The 19,535-nt window shown below is 57.8% G+C and carries 17 protein-coding genes and 1 pseudogene; 8 read left to right on the forward strand and 10 right to left on the reverse strand.

Annotation, left to right across the window (positions count from 1 at the left end):
- The first annotated feature begins 35 nt into the window (after nt 1–35).
- The 3 genes from V6P94_RS14590 to V6P94_RS14600 all read left to right on the forward strand — a co-directional run bounded on the left by V6P94_RS14590 (nt 36) and on the right by V6P94_RS14600 (nt 2,101).
- A complete protein-coding gene (locus V6P94_RS14590) occupies nt 36–659 on the forward strand; it encodes a hypothetical protein (protein ID WP_133076821.1) in 624 nt (207 codons plus the stop codon).
- 11 nt (nt 660–670) lie between these two features.
- A complete protein-coding gene (locus tag V6P94_RS14595; protein WP_133076820.1) occupies nt 671–1,699 on the forward strand; it encodes a hypothetical protein in 1,029 nt (342 codons plus the stop codon).
- Nucleotides 1,700–1,795: 96 nt separating this feature from the next.
- On the forward strand, nt 1,796–2,101 hold the full coding sequence (locus V6P94_RS14600; protein WP_326397943.1) for a YkgJ family cysteine cluster protein: 306 nt from the start codon (nt 1,796–1,798) through the stop codon (nt 2,099–2,101).
- A 204-nt stretch (nt 2,102–2,305) separates the two neighbouring features.
- On the opposite strand, the gene V6P94_RS14605 is transcribed toward V6P94_RS14600, so the two are convergent.
- The 8 genes and pseudogenes from V6P94_RS14605 to V6P94_RS14640 all read right to left on the reverse strand — a co-directional run bounded on the left by V6P94_RS14605 (nt 2,306) and on the right by V6P94_RS14640 (nt 9,749).
- Nucleotides 2,306–3,421 carry a hypothetical protein gene (locus V6P94_RS14605; RefSeq protein WP_405046751.1) on the reverse strand — a complete coding sequence of 372 codons (1,116 nt, stop codon included), beginning with the start codon at nt 3,419–3,421 and terminating at the stop codon, nt 2,306–2,308.
- Nucleotides 3,422–3,509: 88 nt separating this feature from the next.
- Nucleotides 3,510–3,773, reverse strand: a pseudogene (locus V6P94_RS14610) (hydratase); the annotation flags it as partial.
- The gene (locus tag V6P94_RS14615) at nt 3,707–4,516 is read right to left on the reverse strand and encodes a hypothetical protein (protein ID WP_338647268.1); all 810 of its coding nucleotides are present in this window, start codon (nt 4,514–4,516) and stop codon (nt 3,707–3,709) included. The gene V6P94_RS14615 and the pseudogene V6P94_RS14610, both read right to left, overlap by 67 nt.
- A complete protein-coding gene (locus V6P94_RS14620; RefSeq protein WP_338647270.1) occupies nt 4,513–4,791 on the reverse strand; it encodes a hypothetical protein in 279 nt (92 codons plus the stop codon). Before V6P94_RS14620 ends, V6P94_RS14615 begins: the two co-directional genes overlap by 4 nt.
- 12 nt (nt 4,792–4,803) lie before the next feature.
- Complete coding sequence (locus tag V6P94_RS14625; RefSeq protein WP_338647272.1) at nt 4,804–5,577, reverse strand: hypothetical protein; 774 nt, start codon at nt 5,575–5,577, stop codon at nt 4,804–4,806.
- Nucleotides 5,574–6,419 carry a DUF4123 domain-containing protein gene (locus V6P94_RS14630; protein ID WP_133076815.1) on the reverse strand — a complete coding sequence of 282 codons (846 nt, stop codon included), beginning with the start codon at nt 6,417–6,419 and terminating at the stop codon, nt 5,574–5,576. The genes V6P94_RS14625 and V6P94_RS14630 overlap by 4 nt, the downstream gene beginning before the upstream one ends.
- Nucleotides 6,416–8,491 carry a type VI secretion system tip protein TssI/VgrG gene (locus tag V6P94_RS14635; protein ID WP_133076814.1) on the reverse strand — a complete coding sequence of 692 codons (2,076 nt, stop codon included), beginning with the start codon at nt 8,489–8,491 and terminating at the stop codon, nt 6,416–6,418. The genes V6P94_RS14630 and V6P94_RS14635 overlap by 4 nt, the downstream gene beginning before the upstream one ends.
- A gap of 229 nt (nt 8,492–8,720) precedes the next feature.
- On the reverse strand, nt 8,721–9,749 hold the full coding sequence (locus tag V6P94_RS14640; RefSeq protein ID WP_133076813.1) for a substrate-binding domain-containing protein: 1,029 nt from the start codon (nt 9,747–9,749) through the stop codon (nt 8,721–8,723).
- Nucleotides 9,750–10,029: 280 nt separating this feature from the next.
- On the opposite strand from V6P94_RS14640, the gene V6P94_RS14645 reads away from it, so the two are divergent.
- From V6P94_RS14645 to V6P94_RS14655, 3 genes are all read left to right on the forward strand, one after another.
- Nucleotides 10,030–11,361 carry an MFS transporter gene (locus tag V6P94_RS14645; RefSeq protein ID WP_133076812.1) on the forward strand — a complete coding sequence of 444 codons (1,332 nt, stop codon included), beginning with the start codon at nt 10,030–10,032 and terminating at the stop codon, nt 11,359–11,361.
- 13 nt (nt 11,362–11,374) lie between these two features.
- Nucleotides 11,375–12,730: an amidase family protein gene (locus V6P94_RS14650; protein ID WP_133076811.1), complete on the forward strand. Its 1,356-nt coding sequence runs from the start codon at nt 11,375–11,377 to the stop codon at nt 12,728–12,730.
- A gap of 219 nt (nt 12,731–12,949) precedes the next feature.
- Nucleotides 12,950–14,164: a DUF4432 family protein gene (locus V6P94_RS14655; protein ID WP_133076810.1), complete on the forward strand. Its 1,215-nt coding sequence runs from the start codon at nt 12,950–12,952 to the stop codon at nt 14,162–14,164.
- An 82-nt stretch (nt 14,165–14,246) separates the two neighbouring features.
- On the opposite strand, the gene dctA is transcribed toward V6P94_RS14655, so the two are convergent.
- A complete protein-coding gene (dctA, locus tag V6P94_RS14660) occupies nt 14,247–15,554 on the reverse strand; it encodes a C4-dicarboxylate transporter DctA (protein ID WP_133076809.1) in 1,308 nt (435 codons plus the stop codon).
- Nucleotides 15,555–15,657: 103 nt separating this feature from the next.
- The gene (locus V6P94_RS14665) at nt 15,658–16,827 is read right to left on the reverse strand and encodes an enolase C-terminal domain-like protein (protein WP_133076808.1); all 1,170 of its coding nucleotides are present in this window, start codon (nt 16,825–16,827) and stop codon (nt 15,658–15,660) included.
- A gap of 100 nt (nt 16,828–16,927) precedes the next feature.
- Between V6P94_RS14665 and V6P94_RS14670 the strand changes: the two genes are divergently transcribed.
- Both V6P94_RS14670 and V6P94_RS14675 read left to right on the forward strand, forming a co-directional pair.
- Entirely contained in the window at nt 16,928–17,815 is an 888-nt protein-coding gene (locus V6P94_RS14670; RefSeq protein ID WP_338647286.1) for a LysR substrate-binding domain-containing protein, read from the forward strand.
- Nucleotides 17,816–17,970: 155 nt separating this feature from the next.
- The gene (locus V6P94_RS14675; protein ID WP_133076806.1) at nt 17,971–18,921 is read left to right on the forward strand and encodes a LysR family transcriptional regulator; all 951 of its coding nucleotides are present in this window, start codon (nt 17,971–17,973) and stop codon (nt 18,919–18,921) included.
- The last annotated feature ends 614 nt before the right edge of the window (nt 18,922–19,535 follow it).

Genomic DNA, 19,535 nt, shown 5'->3' on the forward strand with positions numbered 1-19,535 from the left:
CTCGATGCTCAAAAACATAAAAGGACGATACGTTCATGCTAATCAAGCTCCTGTCCGCTGCGGACAAACACCATCTGGTTGCCCTGGCGAAACTGATGGCTTTAGCCGACAAACCACTGCTCTGGGATGGGCAAACACCTGATGAGTTCACCGTTAATACCAACTTAAACAACTTGTCCATTCAAAAGGGTGAGTCGGAAGTTGAAATTATCAGGGAGCTGGAACGCTCAGCCGGCGATCCTCCGACGATATCGGCCACGGTCTCTTCGTCCATGTTTACGTCCATGTTTTCATCTTCATCTGGAACGTCGACAGTGCCATCGTCCGTGGATGTTGAATCACGGCTTATTGATGTTCTGAAATCGTTTCCGCTGATCAAAATCAAAAGACCAGAAGGCCGTGTGCAAGCCGCGATTGTGGTGCTGAAAGAGTTGCTCAAGGACAAGAAGTTCGAGCTGCCGGCAACGCCGAAGGTCGTGTTGTTCGAGTTGCTGTTGATTGCTTTGCGCGATGGGAATATCTCCAATATCGAGTGGGCTCTGCTCAAGGAGTTTCAGCAACACCACCAACTGGATGACTTCATTTTCGATGATTTGCTGGAGCGTGCCGAGACGCTCAACCGGGAAGTCAACAAAACCATTTCCATTATTCTTGAGTAAGGAGCAAGACCATGCCTATCCCCTTGATTATTGGTGGTGTTGCCGCCGCTGCCGCGTTGTATGGTGCAACCAAAGGCGTGAGTGGTGCGATGGACCACAGTAACGCCAAAGACGTCAATAATGACGCCGCTGCTCTGGTCAATTCAGCCAATCAGAAAGTTGAAAAACAGCGTCAGGCTACCAACACTACGCTGGAAGATTATGGTCAGCGCAAATTACGTGCTTTCAACGGTGTGATTGTCGAGTTCATTGAAACATTCGAGCGTCTGAAAAACGTCGAACTGTCCCAGAACCCTGAACTGGACAAACTCACGGCAGGGGATTTTTCCAACAAGGCGCTTGCCGGTTTGCGTCAAGATTATCAAGCGCTCAAAGACGCCGGTCTTGGATTGGGGACAGGAGTGGGTGGCGGTGCCGCACTGGCGTTTGGCGCCTATAACGGCACGATGCTGTTGGCGACCGCCAGCACGGGTACAGCCATCTCATCGCTCAGCGGCGTTGCAGCCACCAACGCCACATTGGCCTGGCTGGGTGGTGGCTCCCTGGCTGCCGGTGGATGGGGTATGGCAGGGGGCATGATGGTACTGGGCGGTATCGTCGCCGGTCCTGCACTGGCAATTTTTGGTCATGTACTGGGCAACAAGGGTGAAGAAGCCCTTAACATCGCCAATAGCAATATGGAACAGGCCGTAACCCTCCGTGATCAAGCCGACTTGATGGCAGGTAAACTGCGAGCGATCGAGCAAGTTACTTCACTGGCGAACAGCACTTTCTCGACGACCAGTTCACAGCTGCGTCGCAGCGTGGGTGAATTGAAGAAAGTGATCGACAACCACGGTGTTGATTACCCGACATTCTCGGTTGAAAGCAAGGGCGTGGTGTTCCGCTCGGTCAAGCTGGTACAACTGCTCAAAGCCATGATCGATACTGCGATTCTGGATAAAGACGGCAATTTGATCCTGGCCACGCAAAAGCGCATCGAAGACGTTGCAGCCGTTGCCAGTGGACAAAAAGAAACCCTGGATACACCGGCCGCATGACAAGCAGTTGCCCGCGCACTGTGCGGGCAACTGTGCAAAGGCCAACAGGTTTGGGGCCATCCTGCGCGATGAAACTTCACAACCAAGAGTCTGCCCATGTCCACTTCAGTCTTCCCTTGTACCCAATGCGGTTTGTGCTGCCAGCATGTGCACATGGCCGCTGAAACCCGGTTTCTGGATCGGGGCGACGGTACATGCAGGCATTACGATGCCGGGCGCAAGGGCTGCAGCATTTACAACGAACGCCCGGACATTTGCCGTGTGGACCTGCAATACGCGATCCATTACGCCAAACAGTTTACCTGGGAGTCTTTTGTTGAAATGAACCTGCACGTGTGTGGTGTTCTACAGGCGAAAGAGGAGCAGGCGGCTCTGCAGCGCATTAAAGTACGGTCTGTTTAGGGCTAGCCATTTCTGGCCCTGTACTCCCGGCAGGGAGCACAAGTATTTGGGGTGATGCACAGTACAACTCAAGTTCTGCTAGCGCCGCGTGCAAGACTTAAAGATTTGGCTGCGAGTACTGGAGCCCGCAGTCTCCCCCCCCCCGAAAGCCATTCCAACCAATGGAAATTCCCGGCTATCGGGGGTGAAACCTGTCGCGGTGGACTACACCAGTACGCCAATCACCGGCACGATCAGCAAGGTGCTGATTGCCATCGACAAGACATTGCCGATATAGGAGTGCATGTAACCGGGCACCCGCCGGGCGATGGCGCACGCCAGGGGCGGAGCGATCAAGGCGCCGAGCACTGCGCTGGCAATCATCACCATCGGGCTGGCGCCGTAGGTGAGCACCGCCGCAGGCACAACGGAAACCAGCGGCACGTACGTGGGATACCAGCCACGTTTTCGCCATTCCCCACGCCACACAATGACGCCCACCAATGAGGTCAGCGCCTGCGCAGCGACCATCTGCAACAGCACGCCTGAACCATAGGCGGGGCTGAGCGGGTTCAAGGTGAAGGCCAGTAAAACCCCCGCCAGCATGCCCAGGCTGGCCCACTCGTTGCCATAAAACGGCGCCTCTGAAAAATCAGCCAGCACACGGCGTGCTATCCAGACCACTCCGTAGTCCGGCGTATTGGCGGGCGTTGCAGGCGCAGTTGGCGGTTTTTGCTCGTGACGGGGTGTCACCAGCGCTGGCAGCGCCCGGCACAGGCCAAAGGCAATCACGCTCCCCAGTGCCATGCCCAGCACATTGCCGATGACCACGGGCAAGCCCAAGGGCAGGCACACGTAGTTGACGATCAACAGGCACGATGGCGTGACGAGCAGGGCGCCGAGGATTGCTCCGTTGAGGGTGACTTTCCAGCCGCCGCCAAACAGCAGCACCATCGCTGCCGGCAAAGACACAAAGGCGGCGAAGGTGGGCTGCCAGGTGTCAGCCGTCAGAGTCCAGCCCCACAGCGCATTGCTGAGCAACAACCCCAGCAATGAACTGGTCACCAGCCACGGCCATAAGCCGGTGCCATAGCTGATGCTGAACCCTTGCCAGGTTTGGGCGTAGCGACTGGCCCAGTACCCCAGGGCGCCACCCAGCAACAAGCCCAGCGAGGCCAGTTCGTGTTTGTAAAACGCGACTTCGCTGATATCGCCCAACACCCAGCGCAGCCAGGCCAGGGGGGAGGGCATGCTCGACATCATGTCGCTGTAGGCGGGCCAATACACCGTGCCAGCGCTGGAGTACGTCACGGCCACCCAGGCCGTCACTGCGCCAACCATCAGCACGGTGCCGACCAGCAGGATCAGAAAACGGGCAGCGGGCCCGCGGGTTTCTCTGTCGGAAAAGATCTGCATGATGTTCACCCGCTCAACGCGGCAAGCGCGGGTGATGGCAATAGCCGAGCAGCTCGTCATACACATCGGTACGACGGTCGCGTAGCAGGTCGTTCAGATTGTTCCAGATCGGTGCGCTGCGGGCGGTCGAGAGGTCGATGTCAGCGTAGAGAATGGTCTGCTCGTCGGCCGATGCAATTTTGCCGATGGGCCAGCCATTGGTTCCGGCAATCAGCGAACAGCCCAGGTAGCGCGCATCCTGTTCCTTGCCAATGCGGTCGGCCGCGGCAATAAACAGTCCCGTCCATCAGGCATTTTGAAAGGTTTGAATTGAGGGGGAGTTACACAGAGTTCCTCAATGTCGCGTCCCCAATTGCCCTTGCATGGTTTCCATCCTCTGATCGTTTTTATCCAGTAGCGATCAAAATACGGCAGCTCTTCTTTCGCCTCCGTGAGCACCAACTTCACAGTCTTGCCCGCTAACTGATCGCGCAGTAACGCTCCGCCCGCCAGGCTTTTTTGCACGACGCCATTCGTGTCGAGTGCCCGGCACTGCAAGATTTTCCTGATAAATCGTTTTGAGCCCACTGTGCGGAAAAACCACTGGCACTGGCCCTGAAAGACCAGCGGCCCGGATGCGGGAAAAGGGCGGAGCGTTTCTGTTGGTTCATCAAGAATGGACAAACCGGCCCTTTGCAGACTCATGTCCAGCTCACGTTTACCCCACTGACCTTCGATATGCAGCACCACGTTTGTCAAAACCATTGAACAACCCCTGGTTGTATCCGTCAGCGGCAGCTTGAACTCAACCGGGCGCGCGCCTATGGATTGCCCATTTTGGATACGGTTTTTACTGGAGCATGAATCGCCGGAGTTCGAAGCGTAATACGCCACTGGACTAATGGTGAAGTTTTCAGGTATCTCGGCTTGAAAGGTAAAACTCTCGGTCTGCGCCATTGAACAGCCCGAAACTACAAGTGCCATTGCACTCGCAAACAAAACCCGCAGGAACAGAGGAGACATATGTCGTTCGCTCATCATGTTGATTGCTCTCCTGACCAGAACTTCACTTCACTTAAAAGGCGCTCGAAGTGAAACTGCGGAGCTTTGTAGGCAACTGACAACCAACCTCTCAACAAGGTTGACTCAGTTTTATTGAATGTGTTGATGACCAAAAAGTGCAGTTGTACATGGGTAGACCACCTCGACGGGCTAACTTGTGAGTGATGTTCTGCTGGCCAAACACTTAAACTTTCTAATGTTTTTCCGCTAAAAGCTGGATTGTCCCCATCTTCCATGGATTTATACGAATTCATGCCTTGATATCCTTATTCGGTGCAGTTGGGGTATACGGTGCAGTCACGTCCATCAGGCATTTTGAAAGGTTTGAATTGAGGGGGAGTTACACAGAGTTCCTCAATGTCGCGTCCCCAATTGCCCTTGCATGGTTTCCATCCTCTGATCGTTTTTATCCAGTAGCGATCAAAATACGGCAGCTCTTCTTTCGCCTCCGTGAGCACCAACTTCACAGTCTTGCCCGCTAACTGATCGCGCAGTAACGCTTCGCCCGCCAGGCTTTTTTGCACGACGCCATTCGCGTCGAGCGCACGGCACTCCAAGATTTTTACGATGTAACGGTATGGACCCATCGTGCGGAAAAACCATTGGCACTGACCCTGAAAGACCAGCGGTCCGGATGTGGGGAAAGGGCGAAGGTTTTCTGTTGGCTCATCACGAATGGAAATACCGGCCCTTTGCAGACTCATGTCCAGTTCACGAGTGCCCCACTGACCTCTGATATGCAGCACCACGTTTGTCAAAACCATTGAACAACCCTTGGTTGTATCCGTCAGCGGCAGCTTGAACTCAACCGGGCGCGTTTCTATGGATTGCCCGCTTTGGATACGGTTTTTACTGGAACATGAATCGCCGGAGTTCGATGCGTAATACGCCACTGGACTAATGGTGAAGTTTTCAGGCATCTCGGCTTGAAAGGTAAAATGTTCTGGTTGTGCCAATGAACAGCCCGAAACGACAAAGGCCATTGCATTCACAAACAAGACCCGCAGGAACCTGGGAGACATATCTCGTTCGTTCATCATGCTGATTGCTCTCCTGACCAGAACTTCACTTCATTCAAAAGGCGCTCGAAGTGAACCTGCGGGTCTTCGTCGGCATGTGGCAGCCAGTTGCTCAACAAGGGTGGCTTGAGTGTATTGATGATCAAAAAGTGCAGTTGCTCAGGGGTGGACCAGCCCCATTGCCGAGCCTGGGAGAGTTGTTCTGCGAGCCAGGTACTTGGGTCCTGGCGCTGGCTGAGTCGCATCAGCTCGTCGCTGTGTTCTGCCCACAGATACCGGTAGATATTGGAATGAAGCATCGCCATCGTCTGGCTCGCGGGCACTGGGACGTTCAGCCACGCCGGGTCAGCAGGTACCGGATGCATTCCGGGAGCAGGATTGTTAACGACTGCCCACTGTGAACCCTGCCAAAAACACACACTGATCGCAGGCCCCAGGTATTCGGGGCGGGCCTCTTCAGGGAGATGCCCCAAGGCACGGGTAAGGGCTCGATTATCGTGGAAACGGTACAGCGCCTGATGGGGTCGAGTGCCGGTAATCACGCGTTCGCGCCAGTGCCGGGTCAGCGCAGGCAGGTCATCTTTGCCAATACTGGCAAGCCAGCCCCAATTACGTTCAGGCACCTCAAGCAGCGCTTTGATGTGTTCGTTATCGGGACTGTTGATGAGGAAGATGAAGGGCCCCGCATCAGCGAGGTCTGCGAGCGGAGTCTCGCTGTACACCCTGCAGTATTGCTCCAGGCCGTGGTTTTTCAGCAGGGCCTGGCGGGCAGCACGCTGGCCTTCAGAGTCCAGAATCAAGCACAGCGAGTGGCCGAGCGTTAGCTGTTCTGCCATCCATTGCCGCACAGAGGCAATCTTCATGAGTTCACTCCATTCGGTAGGCAAAGCCCGTCTTTGCACGCCACGCAAATCGGGCAGGCGTCCATGTTTTTAACTTTCGTTCCCGCCATCAGGGCGGTGAGTGTCGGAGCGAACATGGGCTGTGCCGAGCGTGCCTGGGCGGCTTGCAGCGGTGGAACACCCGCCACGGGCGCGCCCCCCTGAACAATGTCCACGCTGCTGAAAATGCCGCCTGCGGTGATGAGGATGTGTTGACCACCGGCCTGTAGCGTCAGGCTCATGCCGGCATTGATCACCACATGGGCGGCAGTGACATGGGCGTGTGCCCCGGCCTGAATCACCAGCGTGCCGTCGGCCGTCGTGCTGCTGTTGCCGGTGATGCTGATCAGTTCGTTGCCACCGATTACCGTGTTACGCAGGCCTTGGGTGGTGTGCAGTTCGTCACCCTTGATCAGGCTGGCGCTGTTGTTGTCCACCTGCTCAACGCGGTCGTTGCTGATCAGGCTGTGGCTGTCACGGGTGATGTGCTCGCGGCGGTCGTTACCGATGCGGGTGTCGCTGTCGTTGAGGATCACCTGTTCGATGTCGCGCTGCGCCCGCAGGTGAATCAACTCCTGCCCGGCCTGGTCTTCAATCGACAGTTCGTTATAGCCGCCATTGGCGGGTGAGCTGTGGCTACGCAGTACCGTTTTGGTCTTGTGCGCGGGCAAGGGGTAGGGCACCGGTGTGACCTTGTTGGGGACGCAACCGGTAATCAGCGGATGGTCGGGATTCCCCTCCAGATACGTCACGACGACTTCCATGCCGATGCGCGGGATAGTCACCGCACCGAAACCTTCCCCCGCCCAACTGGATGACACCCGCAGCCAGCAACTGCTCTTGTCGCTGCCCAGCTCGGCGCGGTCCCAATGGAACTCGACCTTGACCCGGCCGTATTCATCGCAAAAAATCTCTTCCCCTACAGGCCCCGTAACGCGGGCCGTCTGGCTGACCAATACGGATTTGCGCGTGACCAAAGGGGGGCGGTAGAACACGTCCCAGGGGATCGCACTGAAGGTGTTGCGGTAACCCTGGGTGAAGCCGTCTTCGGGGTTAACATCGTGGGTGATCGCTTCCTCCAGCGCCTGAGGTTGCTTGCCTGTGTGCGTCACGCTGAGCAACAGCCACAAGTCGTTGCAGGCTTTACGGGGGTGTTCGGTCAGGTCGAAGAAGTGGCCGCTGCGCAGAGTCGGCTGGTCGCTTTTGCCTTCGGCTAACTGGTAGTCGGTGCGGTGTCGCTCCAGGGCTTGCCGGACACGCTGCTTGCCGAGCTTTTCATTCTCGTGCGGTATCGGGTAACGGTAGTCTTCAAGCGCAGGGCTGAACTCGGCAGTGAAGTGGCTTTGCAGCAACAGGCTTGGGCGTTTTAGATCATAGCCCCGGCGTGTGGTAGTGCTGGTTCGGGTGCTGTAACGCATCGAGAACTGGCTGACGACCGGGTGATCCGCCACCAGACCGGAGCCTTGCAGGTAGGGCGTACCCCCCAGCTTTGGGAAATAGGTCTGATCGTCGGTGAATACCAGAAGGTGGCCATCCTGGCTGTGCTGGTGGTGCCATGAAATGCCATCTTCACTGCATAACCGCTGGATGAACTCGAAGTCGTTTTCCCCGTATTGGGTGCAGTACTCGCGTTCCGGGCTGGTGTTGACGTGGAAGCTGTACGCATCGGCCTGGATGCCGTGGCCTTTAAGGACCTGGGCCACGATCTGCGGCACCGTCAGGTGCTGAAAAATCCGTTGGTTGTGGCTGAACTGCACGTAGTGCAGGGCAGGCACGAGGGTTAATTGATAACGGGTCAGGCGTCGACCGGACTCGCCCACGAAGACCTCCTCGATATGCCCATGAATGCCTTCACCATTGAGGTCAAACTGAAGAAAAGCGGGCTGACAGAGCAGGCTCTCCAGATCGAAGTCGGGGTACTCGCTGACCAGTTCGATGTGGATCGCATACAAGCAGCTGATGGCTTCAGTGCCATCAAAGGCCAGGACCTTGAAGTCGTTGCGAACAGAGGGGATCAGTAGCGTGAAATGCGCAGTATTCGCCGGCGCGAACATATGCTTGTCCTTAAGCGGGGGATAAAGGGGCGTTGCGATACCTGAGCCTGAGCAGGCTCAAAAGTGCCGTGCAAGCTAGCAGGGCACCAAACGGATTGATGTAAGACGCTTCCTAAAGAAGGAGAGAATTTTCAGGTGTTCGAAATTGCTTCTTCAGATAAGGGCAGAAGAAGTAAGGATTGAATGGGGCAGAGCAGGCGTTAGCGTCAACGCGACCTGAGCGTGTGGTTCAAACAACCCGCGCAGAACTCGCCCGCACCTGCAGTTGCGGGGTCAGGGTGATGGACTCGGCAGCCTCGCCCCGGATGCGCTTGAGCAGCAGTTCAACGGCATGTTGCCCCATCTCTGACAAAGGCAGGCGCACGCTGGTCAACGGCACCATCAGTTCGCTGGCCAGGGGGATGTCGTTGAAGCCGACCACGGCAATGTCTTTGCCGGGCATCAAGCCCTTGTCGCGCGCAGCACCCATCAAGCCGATGGCAAGGAAGTCGTTGACCGCGAAAAACGCCTTCGGTTGCGGGGTGAGCCCCAGCAGGTACTCGCCCTGTTTATGCCCGGTGAGGCTGTCGAACGGGCCATTGAGGGTCCACTCCGGGCGCAATGTGATGCCTTGCTCGCGGTAATAACGGGTAAAACCGCGAGTACGGTCCGCCCCGGTGGAGGCATGCCGTTCGCCTGCGAGAATCGCCACATCCCTACAGCCCAATTGAAACAGGTGCTCGGCCGCCAGCCAGCCCCCCAACTCATCGTCGCTGCAAGCCGCCAGTTGCCCGGCGATCTGGCGGCTGACCAGTACGTAGGGAATGTGCTTGCGTGCCAGCAGGTCGAGCAGGGGCTGGGTGTCTCCCACATGGGAGTCGCCCACGATCAGCCCGGCCACCGAGCGGCGCAGGGCATGTTCGGCACGGGCCATCTGACGCGGTTGCTGGTCGTCGGTGTTGGACACGAACGTGAGGTAGCCGGCCTGCTCGGCCGCACTGTCAATGCTGTCGTAGATGGTCGCCATCACCAGGTCGGTGAGGCGCGGCATGAGCACGCAGATTTCCTGACTTTTACGCAATTTCAGGTTAGATGCCTGCGTGTTCGGTCGATAATCCAGCTCTTTTGCCAATGCTCGAATACGCGCCACCACCTCGGCCGACGCGGCTCGCTCGACCCCGGCCGGATCGCCATTGAGCACCCGTGACACCGTGGAAACATGCACTCCCAGTGCAGTAGCCATGGACTTCAGGGTGGCGGGGCGCGATTGATTTGGCATGTTCTTGGGATTTCCGGCAGTCCGTTGTTTAGCGCGCGAATTCTACCCGAATAGGGCGCACCTTCCCGGAAATAAATCTTTACCCAAACGTTTGACTAAAACTTTTCTGCGCTCTACATTTCGCCAACCCAAACGTTTGGGTAAAACAATAAAAATACGCCGACACCGGCTAATGCCAGTCAGTCAGGGGAGAGGTGGAGCTCCACCCAACACTGACCGGCATCAGTGGACACCGGCCGACTTTTTGACTTCTGCCATCACTTGAAGAGTCAGATCCCCTATGAACAGCCCCGTTATCCCGTCTTTTCGCTACCAGATTTTCTTCCTGATCATGCTCATGGCACTGCTCAATTACATTGACCGCGGCGCCATTGCCTATGCGTCGGCGAGCATTCTTCCCGAGTACGGTTTCGACAAGGCCGATTGGGGCAATGTCCTGGGCTACTTCGGTTACGGTTACATCCTCGGCGCGCTGGTCGGCGGCATCCTGGCCGACCGCTATGGGGCCAAACGCATCTGGTTGATTGCGGGGGCTACCTGGTCGATTTTCGAAATTGCCACCGCCTTTGCCGGCGACTTCGGGCTGGCGTTTCTGGGCGGTTCGGCCATGGCCGGCTTTGCCACGATCCGCGTGATGTTCGGCTTTGCCGAAGGCCCGGCCTACTCGGTCATCAACAAGAGCGTGGCCAACTGGGCCACACCCAAGGAGCGGGGCTTCGTGGTTTCGGTCGGCCTGCTCAGTACACCTCTGGGCGCACTGTTGACCGCTCCGGTAGCGGTCGGCCTGCAAACCCTGACCGGGGACTGGCGCAGCATGTTCGTGGTGCTGGGGGTGGTCAGCCTTGCGCTGCTGATTTTCTTCATGACACGGTTCACCAACACCCCTGATGAAAACCCGCGTGTGTCCAAGGCTGAACTCGATTTCCTGCGCAAGGAGCGCGCCGAGGCCGTCAATGCCTCGACACCGACCACCAGTGTCGCGCCGGTTTGGCACTTCTTCAAAAACAAGGATCTGTTGCTCAATGCGATCGGGTATTTCTCGTTTGTGTACGTGACCTTCCTGTTGCTGACCTGGACCCCCAAATACCTGCAGGACGAGTTTCACTACAACCTCTCGTCGCTGTGGTACATGGGCATGATTCCGTGGACCGGCGCCTGCTTCACCGTGCTGCTGGGGGGCAAGATCTCCGACTTGCTGCTGCGCCGCACCGGCAATCTGAAAGTGGCGCGCAGCTGGCTGGCCGCGACCTGCCTGCTGTTGACCACGCTGTGTTTCATTCTGGTATCCCAGGCCCAGACCGTATGGGGCGTGATTGCCCTGATGACCCTGGCCAACGCCCTCAACGCGCTGCCTAACTCGGTCTACTGGGCGGTTGTTATCGACACTGCCCCTTCCAACCGGGTCGGTGCCTACAGCGGCATGACCCACTTCATCGCCAACACCGCTTCGTTCATCGCTCCGATGCTCACCGGTTACCTGACGGTTCGATACGGCTACTCGTCGATGTTCGTGGCGGCTGCGGTGGCGACGGCACTGGGCATGAGCGCAATGCTGATGGTGCGTCCGGGCGGTCGGCAGTCGGTCACGTCCCCTATCCCTGCAGTTGTTTGATGGAGTTGAGTGTATGAACCTGGCGAAGCCTACCCACGCTGGATATTTCCTTGGCCAATCGGTCATCGCGCTGGCCGAGCGCCTTCGCGCAGGGAGCCTGACGAGTGTCGAACTGACCCAGGCAGCCCTGGACAGCATCGAGCGCCTGAATCCGGTCCTCAATGCCTTCGTTCAGGTCGACGCCCCCGTCGCACTGGCCCAGGCCCGCAAGGCCGATGAGCTGTTTGCCCAAGGCCGGGACCTGGGTCCGCTGCAAGGCATACCGATAGCGGTCAAAGACAATATCGATACGTTTGATTACGTGACGACTTATGGTTCGGCACATTTCGAGGGCTGCACACCGGGGCGGGATGCTCTGTGCGTGCAGCGTTTGCGTGAGGCGGGTGCCGTGATTGTCGGCAAGACCCTGACTCACGAATTTGCCTACGGCCCGACCGGCGACCGTTCATTGCAAGGTGCGGCACGTAACCCCTGGGATGCCCGTTGCATCACGGGAGGCTCCAGCGCCGGCAGCGCGGCGGCGGTGGCCAGCGGCATGGTGCCGCTGGCGTTGGGCACCGACACCGGAGGGTCGATCCGGATTCCGGCGGCGTTGTGTGGAGCGGTCGGCTTCAAGCCATCCTTTGCCAGTGTGCCGCTGGATGGGGTTTTCCCGCTGTCGTCGAGCCTCGACCATGTGGGCCCGATTGCCAGCAGTGTCGAGGATGCGCGGCTGCTGTTTGAAGTCATCGCCGGTCGCCCGGTCGCCAAGGCGCCCGACGTGCATTCGCTGCGGGTGGGCTGGATCACGTCGGGCAGCTTCGGCCCGGTGGATGCCGAAGTGGACCGGCAGGTCTATCAGGTGGCGCAGCAGCTGTTTGGCAACGGGTTGCAGGACACCGGCGAAGTGGCACCCCTGGCGGCCGGGATGAAAGACACCCTGTTGACCCTGCAACGTGCCGAAGCCTTTGACGTGCATGCCGAGCGCATGCACGAGGCCCCACAACTGTTCGATCAGGAAGTACGCGAACGGCTGGAGTTGTCCCGGGAGGTCAGGGGCTGGCAATACATCCGCGCCCAGGCCAGTCAGGCGCAGTACAAGGCGGCATTGGCGCGTTTGTTTGAACGTTATGACTTTCTGGTTTCGCCCAGCGTGCCGATCACCGCGACTGAGGTTGATGCCCGTGAAGTTCGGGTAGGGGAGCAGGATATTGATGTGCGTGCCGCGGTACTCAGCCACACCAGTGCCTGGAACCTGACAGGGTTGCCAGCGATCAGCCTGCCTGCGGGGCAGGTGAGGGGGATGCCGGTGGGGCTGCAGGTGATTGGCGCGGCGGGTGACGATGATCGATTGTTGCAAGTGATGGCCAGGTTGTATGTGCCGGGTTGAGCAAGGCGCCCCATCTTGACGTTGCAATGAGTCTGACGAGCGCCCCGGGCGCTCGGACAGACCGTCAAATCTCATTGGCCCATTCATGCCTTGCGAGCTGCGCTTGCATCGCTCATCCCCTCATCCTGGCTACACCGCCGCTAAAAATGGAGCTAGACTCGCTGCAAGCTGAAACGATTCATCTAGTCAGCGAATTATAATTCCAAGAAAGGATCCGCCATGAAACTGCTTCCCGTGACCTGCGCCATTGCAGCCCTGTCCTTTGGAACTCACGCGTTTGCCTGGGACTTTGTGCTGCTCGACAGCGACAAGCCTGCCAGCAATCAGCGTATTACCAGCGAGCAGCTCGGCCTCAAGGTCGACAAGCCCTTTTCAATCACCCTGCGCACCTTGCACGGCGGTCGTCAGGAAGGCGTGAGTCTGATCGACATCGATAACGGCACGATGAAATTGACGGTGGTGCCGACGCGGGGCATGAACGTGCTCAGTGCCCAGGTCGGCAGTGCGCGGATGGGGTGGGATTCGCCGGTCAAGGATGTGGTCAATCCCGCGTTCATAGAGCTTAACGGTCGCGGTGGCCTGGGTTGGCTTGAAGGTTTCAACGAACTGGTCGCCCGCTGTGGCTACGAATGGGTAGGCCATCCGGGCATGGACAATGGCGAGTTGCTGACCTTGCACGGTCGAGCGGCGAACATCCCTGCCAGCAAGGTGACGGTGCATATCGACGAAACCCCGCCCTATGCCATTCATGTGCGCGGTGAGTTGAAAGAGCAGGCGTTCAAAAAAGTGGACTTCAGCGTGCAAACGGAGCTGGTCACTGAACCGGGTGCGGCGCGTTTTGTGCTCAATGACACGTTGACCAACAACGGTGATTACCCCAAAGAGTACCAAGCGCTGTACCACAGCAACTTCAGCACGCCGTTTCTGGAGGAGGGCGCCCGTTTTGCGGCACCGGTCAAACAGGTGTCTCCTTTCAATGACAAGGCCAAAGCTGACCTTGGCGACTGGCAGACGTATCGCGCACCGACCCCTGACTACGATGAAACCGTGTACAACGTGGTGCCTTACGGTGATGCCAAGGGCAACACCTTGACGGTACTGCACAACAAGGACGCCAGCCTCGGCGTCTCGGTCGGCTTCAATGTCCAGCAGTTGCCGGTGTTCTCGCTGTGGAAAAACACTGATACGAAGGGCCAGGGCTATGTCACCGGGCTTGAGCCAGGTACCAGTTTTTCCTACAACCGCCGTTACCAGAGGCCGCTGAACCTGGTCCCGACCATTGGCCCCAAAGAACAGCGCCAGTTCAGCATCAGTTACTCATTGCTGGCTGACAAACCGGCGGTGGACAAGGCGTTGCATCAGGTCAAATCGATCCAGGACGGACGTGGGACCGAAGTGCGGCAGACGCCGTTGGTGGATTTGAGTAAAGAGTGATCGCCCGTTGATTGAATGAACGCTGTAACGCACTCCGGTCATAGCGCTTTTTTGACGCGCCGTGACCGGAGTGCAGTGCGGGCTATTTTTGCGCCAGCAAGGCTTTCCGTTGTGCCTTTTCGTGTTGCATTGCGGCGATTTCGCGTTCGCAGGCCTCGACATCGAACGAGTTGTCCCACTTGGCAATGGCGATGGTGCCGATGCCGTTGCCGATCAGGTTGGTCACGGCCCGCGCCTCATTCAGGAAGCGGTCAATGCCCAGGAGTAAAACGAGCCCGACCAGAGGAATGGAGTGGATGGTGGTGAGCGTTGCAGCCAGCGTCACAAACCCTGCGCCCGCCACGCCAGCCGAGCCTTTGGACGTGAGCAGGAAGACACCGAGCAGAATCATCTGGTCCACGAACGTCAAGGGTGTATTGGTCGCCTGGGCGATAAAAATGGCGGCCATTGTGAGATAGATGCAGGTGCCGTCGGCATTGAAGGTATACCCCGTTGGCAACACCATGCCCACGACTGATTTTTTGCAGCCAAGCTTTTCAAGCTTCACCATCATCCGCGGCAGTACCGCTTCGGTTGAGCAGGTGCCAAGGGTGATCAGAATTTCATCTTTGAAATATCGAAGAAAGTGCATGAGTGGCATCCCCGACCATCTGGCAACCGTCCCCAGCACCACCACGATGAAAATCAAGGTTGTGATGTAAAGCGCGATCAGCAATTGACCGAGTGACAGCAAGGTGCCAATCCCGTACTTGCCAATGGTGAAGGCCATGCCAGCCCCCGCACCAATCGGCGCCAGGCGCATGACCATAGCAACGATCTTGAACAGGCCTTGCAGGAACAGATCAATGGTGTTGATGAGCGGCTTGCTGGTCTCGCCCATTTGCACCAGGGCAACGCCCATCAGTACCGAAAGCAGGATGACCTGAAGCATCACGCCATTGGAAAATGCGCCGATGAACGTGTGCGGGATGATGTTGAGAAAGAATTCAATGGTGCCACCTTGCTCACTGGCGGCCTGGCTGTATTTACTGATTGCGCTTGCATCCAAGGCGTTGACGTTGATGTTCATGCCGACGCCAGGCTTCACGATGTTGACCACAATCAGGCCGACGACCAGGGCGATGGTTGACAGAATCTCGAAGTAGATCAGCGCTTTCACACCGATGCGTCCGACCTCTTTAATACTGCCCATCTTTGCGATACCGACCACAACCGTGCCGAAGATGATGGGCGCCAACAGCATTTTGATCAGCTTGATAAAACCATCGGCAAAAGGTTGGAGCTTGGCGCCAATATCAGGCATGAAGTAACCGATGGCTGCACCGATCACGATACCGATCAGTACTTGGACATACAGCTGGCTGTACCAGCGGGACTTGGATATTTCCACGAAAGCACCTCATTTTATTGTTGTGATGGGCATGTGGCCGGGCGTCAGTGGGGGACAGCCCGAGGCTGCGGCTCCGGTAAAAGAGACCGCAGTTTGAAGGTGATCAGCCTTCGCCCAGCTCACGCATGACTGCGTACAAGGCGGACTTGGCTTCGAAGCCAACCCCCGGAATATCCGGCAGGCCGACGTAGCCATTTTCGACACGGATGCCGTCAGCAAACCCGCCGAAAGGCTGGAAAACGTCCGGGTAGGATTCGTTGCCGCCAAGGTGCAGGCCTGCTGCGATGTTCAGGGACATCTGGTGACCGCCATGGGGAACGACGCGGCGGGAAGACCAGCCCATTTCTTCCATCACCTTCAGGGTGCGCATGTATTCAACTAGCCCGTAAGACAAGGCACAGTCGAATTGGAGGAAGTCGCGATCAGGGCGCATACCGCCGTGGCGCAGGAGGTTCCGGGCGTCCTGGTGAGAGAACAGGTTTTCACCGGTTGCCATGGGCAATTCATAGTGATTGGCCAGTTCCGCCTGGAGTGCGTAATCCAGAGGATCGCCGATCTCTTCGTACCAGAACAGGTTGTACTTCTTGATGGCTTCAGCGTAAGCGATACCGGTCTGAAGATCGAAACGACCGTTGGCATCGACCGCCAGTCGACGGCCGTCGCCAACCACCTCAAGGACCGCTTCGATGCGACGGATATCTTCGTCCAGCGGCACTGCACCGATTTTCATTTTGACGACGTCGTAGCCACGATCCAGGTAGCTCTGCATTTCTGCCTTGAGCTTGGTCTGGTCTTTACCGGGGTAGTAGTAGCCACCTGCGGCATAGACCCAGACCTTGTCGTCTGCCACGCCGTTACGGTAGCGGTCAGCCAGCAGGCGGTAGAGCGGTTTGCCTTCAATCTTGGCCACGGCATCCCAGACCGCCATGTCGAGGGTGCCAACGGCGACCGAGCGCTCGCCGTGGCCGCCGGGCTTCTCGTTGGTCATCAGGGCTTTCCAGATGGCGAACGGGTCCAGGTTGTTGTTGTCATGGTCGACGAAGGTGTCCGGATCAGCTTCCAGGATGCGTGCCAGGAAGCGATCGCGCATCAGAGCGCCCTGACCATAGCGACCATTGGAGTTGAAACCGTAGCCGATGACGGGTTTGCCGTCGCGAATCACATCCGTGATGACTGCGACGACCGAGCAGGTCATTTTGGAAAAGTCGATATAGGCGTTGGCAATCGGGGAGGCAATGGAAACGGTTTTTTCGCGGATGTCTACGATACGCATGACGGGTTCCTCTTGTTGTTTGTGGGCCCACGTTAGGCTTTGCGATGACACCCGCCCAATGCTATTAATGCCGGACCCTATGCACAGGAGGCATGGCCCCTTGGAACTCGTCTGGCTCGAAGATCTTTCAGCGCTTGCGGAGTACGGCAGCTTTGTTCGTGCCGCTGAAGCGCGCCATGTCACTCAACCGGCCTTCAGCCGCAGGGTTCGCTCAATGGAGACCTGGATGGGGGTAGAGTTGTTTGTGCGCACCCCCCAGGGCGCAACGCTGACCGAGGCAGGAAGGCAAATCTTGCCGAGCGCTCAGGAAGCGGCCAGAAATTTGTACCGGATGCGTAACGAAGCTCAAGAGGTCGCAGGAATGGCCGCCAGGTCGCTGCAATTTGCGGCCACCCACTCCCTGTCATTTACATTCTTTCCCAGGTGGCTTCGAAGCTCAGAAAACGGTGCCCCCATTGAGGCTGTGCAGCTGCATTCCGATAGCATGGCTGTCTGTGAACAGATGCTGATACATGGCCAGGTTCAGTTCTTGCTCTGCCATCGCCATCCTGACGTTCCGCCTTTGCTGGCACCTGATCAGTTCATCAGCAAGAAAGTGGGGGAGGACGTTCTTGTTCCGCTTGCGAGTGCATTCGCCAACTTCGGTACTTCCCCGGCAGCATTGCCCTACCTGGCGTACACCCACGAGTCTGGACTGGGGCGTATCGTCGCCCACAGGCTGCGAGGCAAGGAAGATTACCTTCACCTCAAACCCCTGTTCAGCAGCCACCTGGCCGCGGTACTCATGTCCATGACCATGGAAAGCAAGGGCGTGGCGTGGTTGCCCAAGAGCCTCACCGAGCAAGAAATTCTGGATGGGCGCCTGGTCAGGGCTCTGGACGAAAGCTGGGACATCCCCCTGGACATTCATCTGACCCGGCCCAAAGCAACCCTGAGCAAGTCGGCCGAAGCATTCTGGGACAGGGCGGGCGTTCCCTGCTGGTCGTAACGGATGACTGCAAGCAGGGAGTCGTCATCCACAGAGCAGGCGCAGTGGACTGCTGACGCGATTAATGGGTGAACTGTGTGTAGACTTTCTCGCTTCTGGGCAGGGAATCTTGTGTTCCGGCTCCTGCCAGTCTCTGTGTTGATTAAGGCGTGTTTATGGATCTGCGTCAGCTCGAAGCGTTTGCTGCTGTGATGTCGGCGGGCAGTGTCACTGCCGCAGGAAAGATGCTCGGCCGCTCCCAACCCTCGGTGACCAGGGCCATTCAAGAACTGGAGCAGGAGCTGGGGTTTGCGCTGTTCGAGCGCAGCGGGCCAAAGGTCACGCCCACCCACAAAGCGTTCATGATGTACGCCGAAGTAGAAAGCGCCCTGCTAGGGGTTCGCAACATCCGGCTGCGCGCGGAACACATCGTTCGGGATGAAAATCATCAAATCAAACTGGTCGCGATTTCCGCGCTGGCAGCAGGCTTGTTGCCGGCGGCCCTGGCACGCCTGCCTGAGAACCTGCGTCCGCAGCAGATCCAGTTGCAGAGCATGTCACCGGAGAATGTGGTGCAGGCGGTGCTGTCCAAAACCATGGACCTGGGCGCTGTCAGCCTGCCGCTGGAACATCGCGGCCTGGACATTCACTGGATCGGCGAGGCGCCCTGCGTCGCCGTGCTGCCAGCCACCAGCGCACTGGCTTCGTACGCAGAACTGCCGATGGAATTGCTGGCACAGCAGACGCTGATCACCATGGCCAATCCGTATCGTTTTCGTCGGCGGGTGGACAAGGCATTCCATGATGCAGGCGGGCCGATGCCCCATATGCTCGACACCAATACCTCACTGGTGGCCATGCAGATGGCCAGAGTCGGGTTGGGCATTGCGCTGGTCGATCCCTTTACCGCCATGGGGGTGCCACTGGAAGGCGTGGTAGTGCGCCCGATTGCCTGCAACGTCCCGTTCTTTTTCGGTTTGATTTCAGCCTTGGCCAGCCCGTTGTCCGACGTGACGCGAGTGCTGATCGATGAGATCGCCACATCGGCAAAAGTGTTGCTGCCGCACATGGTCATGCACGAAGCCAGTGTCCATGACGCGCTGTTGCAGAGTATCTATGCCGAGTGACGGGATGCGCCACGCAGGGGGGGCGTTCATAACGCAAGCGGCCCGCGGAAAGGGGTTTCGAAAACAGTGCTTGAAACACCCTTCATGATCCCCTGGCGTTTCAATGAAGTGGGTGGCGAATGTAGTCGCTGACGAGCCGTGCGAGGCTGCGTCCGGCTGCGAAGCAGTCGTAAAGTCCATTTCCTCGGTTTATCAGGTACACCGCGTGTACCGGTCTTGCGACCGCTTCGCGCTCGATCGCAGCCTCGTACTACTCGTCAGCGACTACAACACGGAGATGGTCGCAAATCTGTAGTCGCTGACGAGCCGTGCGAGGCTGCGTCCGGCTGCGAAGCAGTCGTAAGGTCGGCTTCCACGATTAATCAGGCATACCGCGTGTACGGGTTTTGCGACCGCTGCGCGCTCGAACGTAGCCTCGTTCTACTCGTCAACTGCTACAACGCGGGGTAGGTATCCGTAGCAGCTGACGAGCCGTGCGAGGCTGCGTCCGACTGCGAAGCAGTCGTAAGGTCGGCTTCCACGATTAATCAGGCACACCGCGTGTACCGGTTTTGCGACCGCTTCGCGCTCGAACGTAGCCTCGTTCTACTCGTCAGCGGCTACACGCGGTACAC

It is taken from the genome of Pseudomonas sp. ML2-2023-3, assembly GCF_037055275.1.
Classification (GTDB): Bacteria; Pseudomonadota; Gammaproteobacteria; order Pseudomonadales; family Pseudomonadaceae; genus Aquipseudomonas.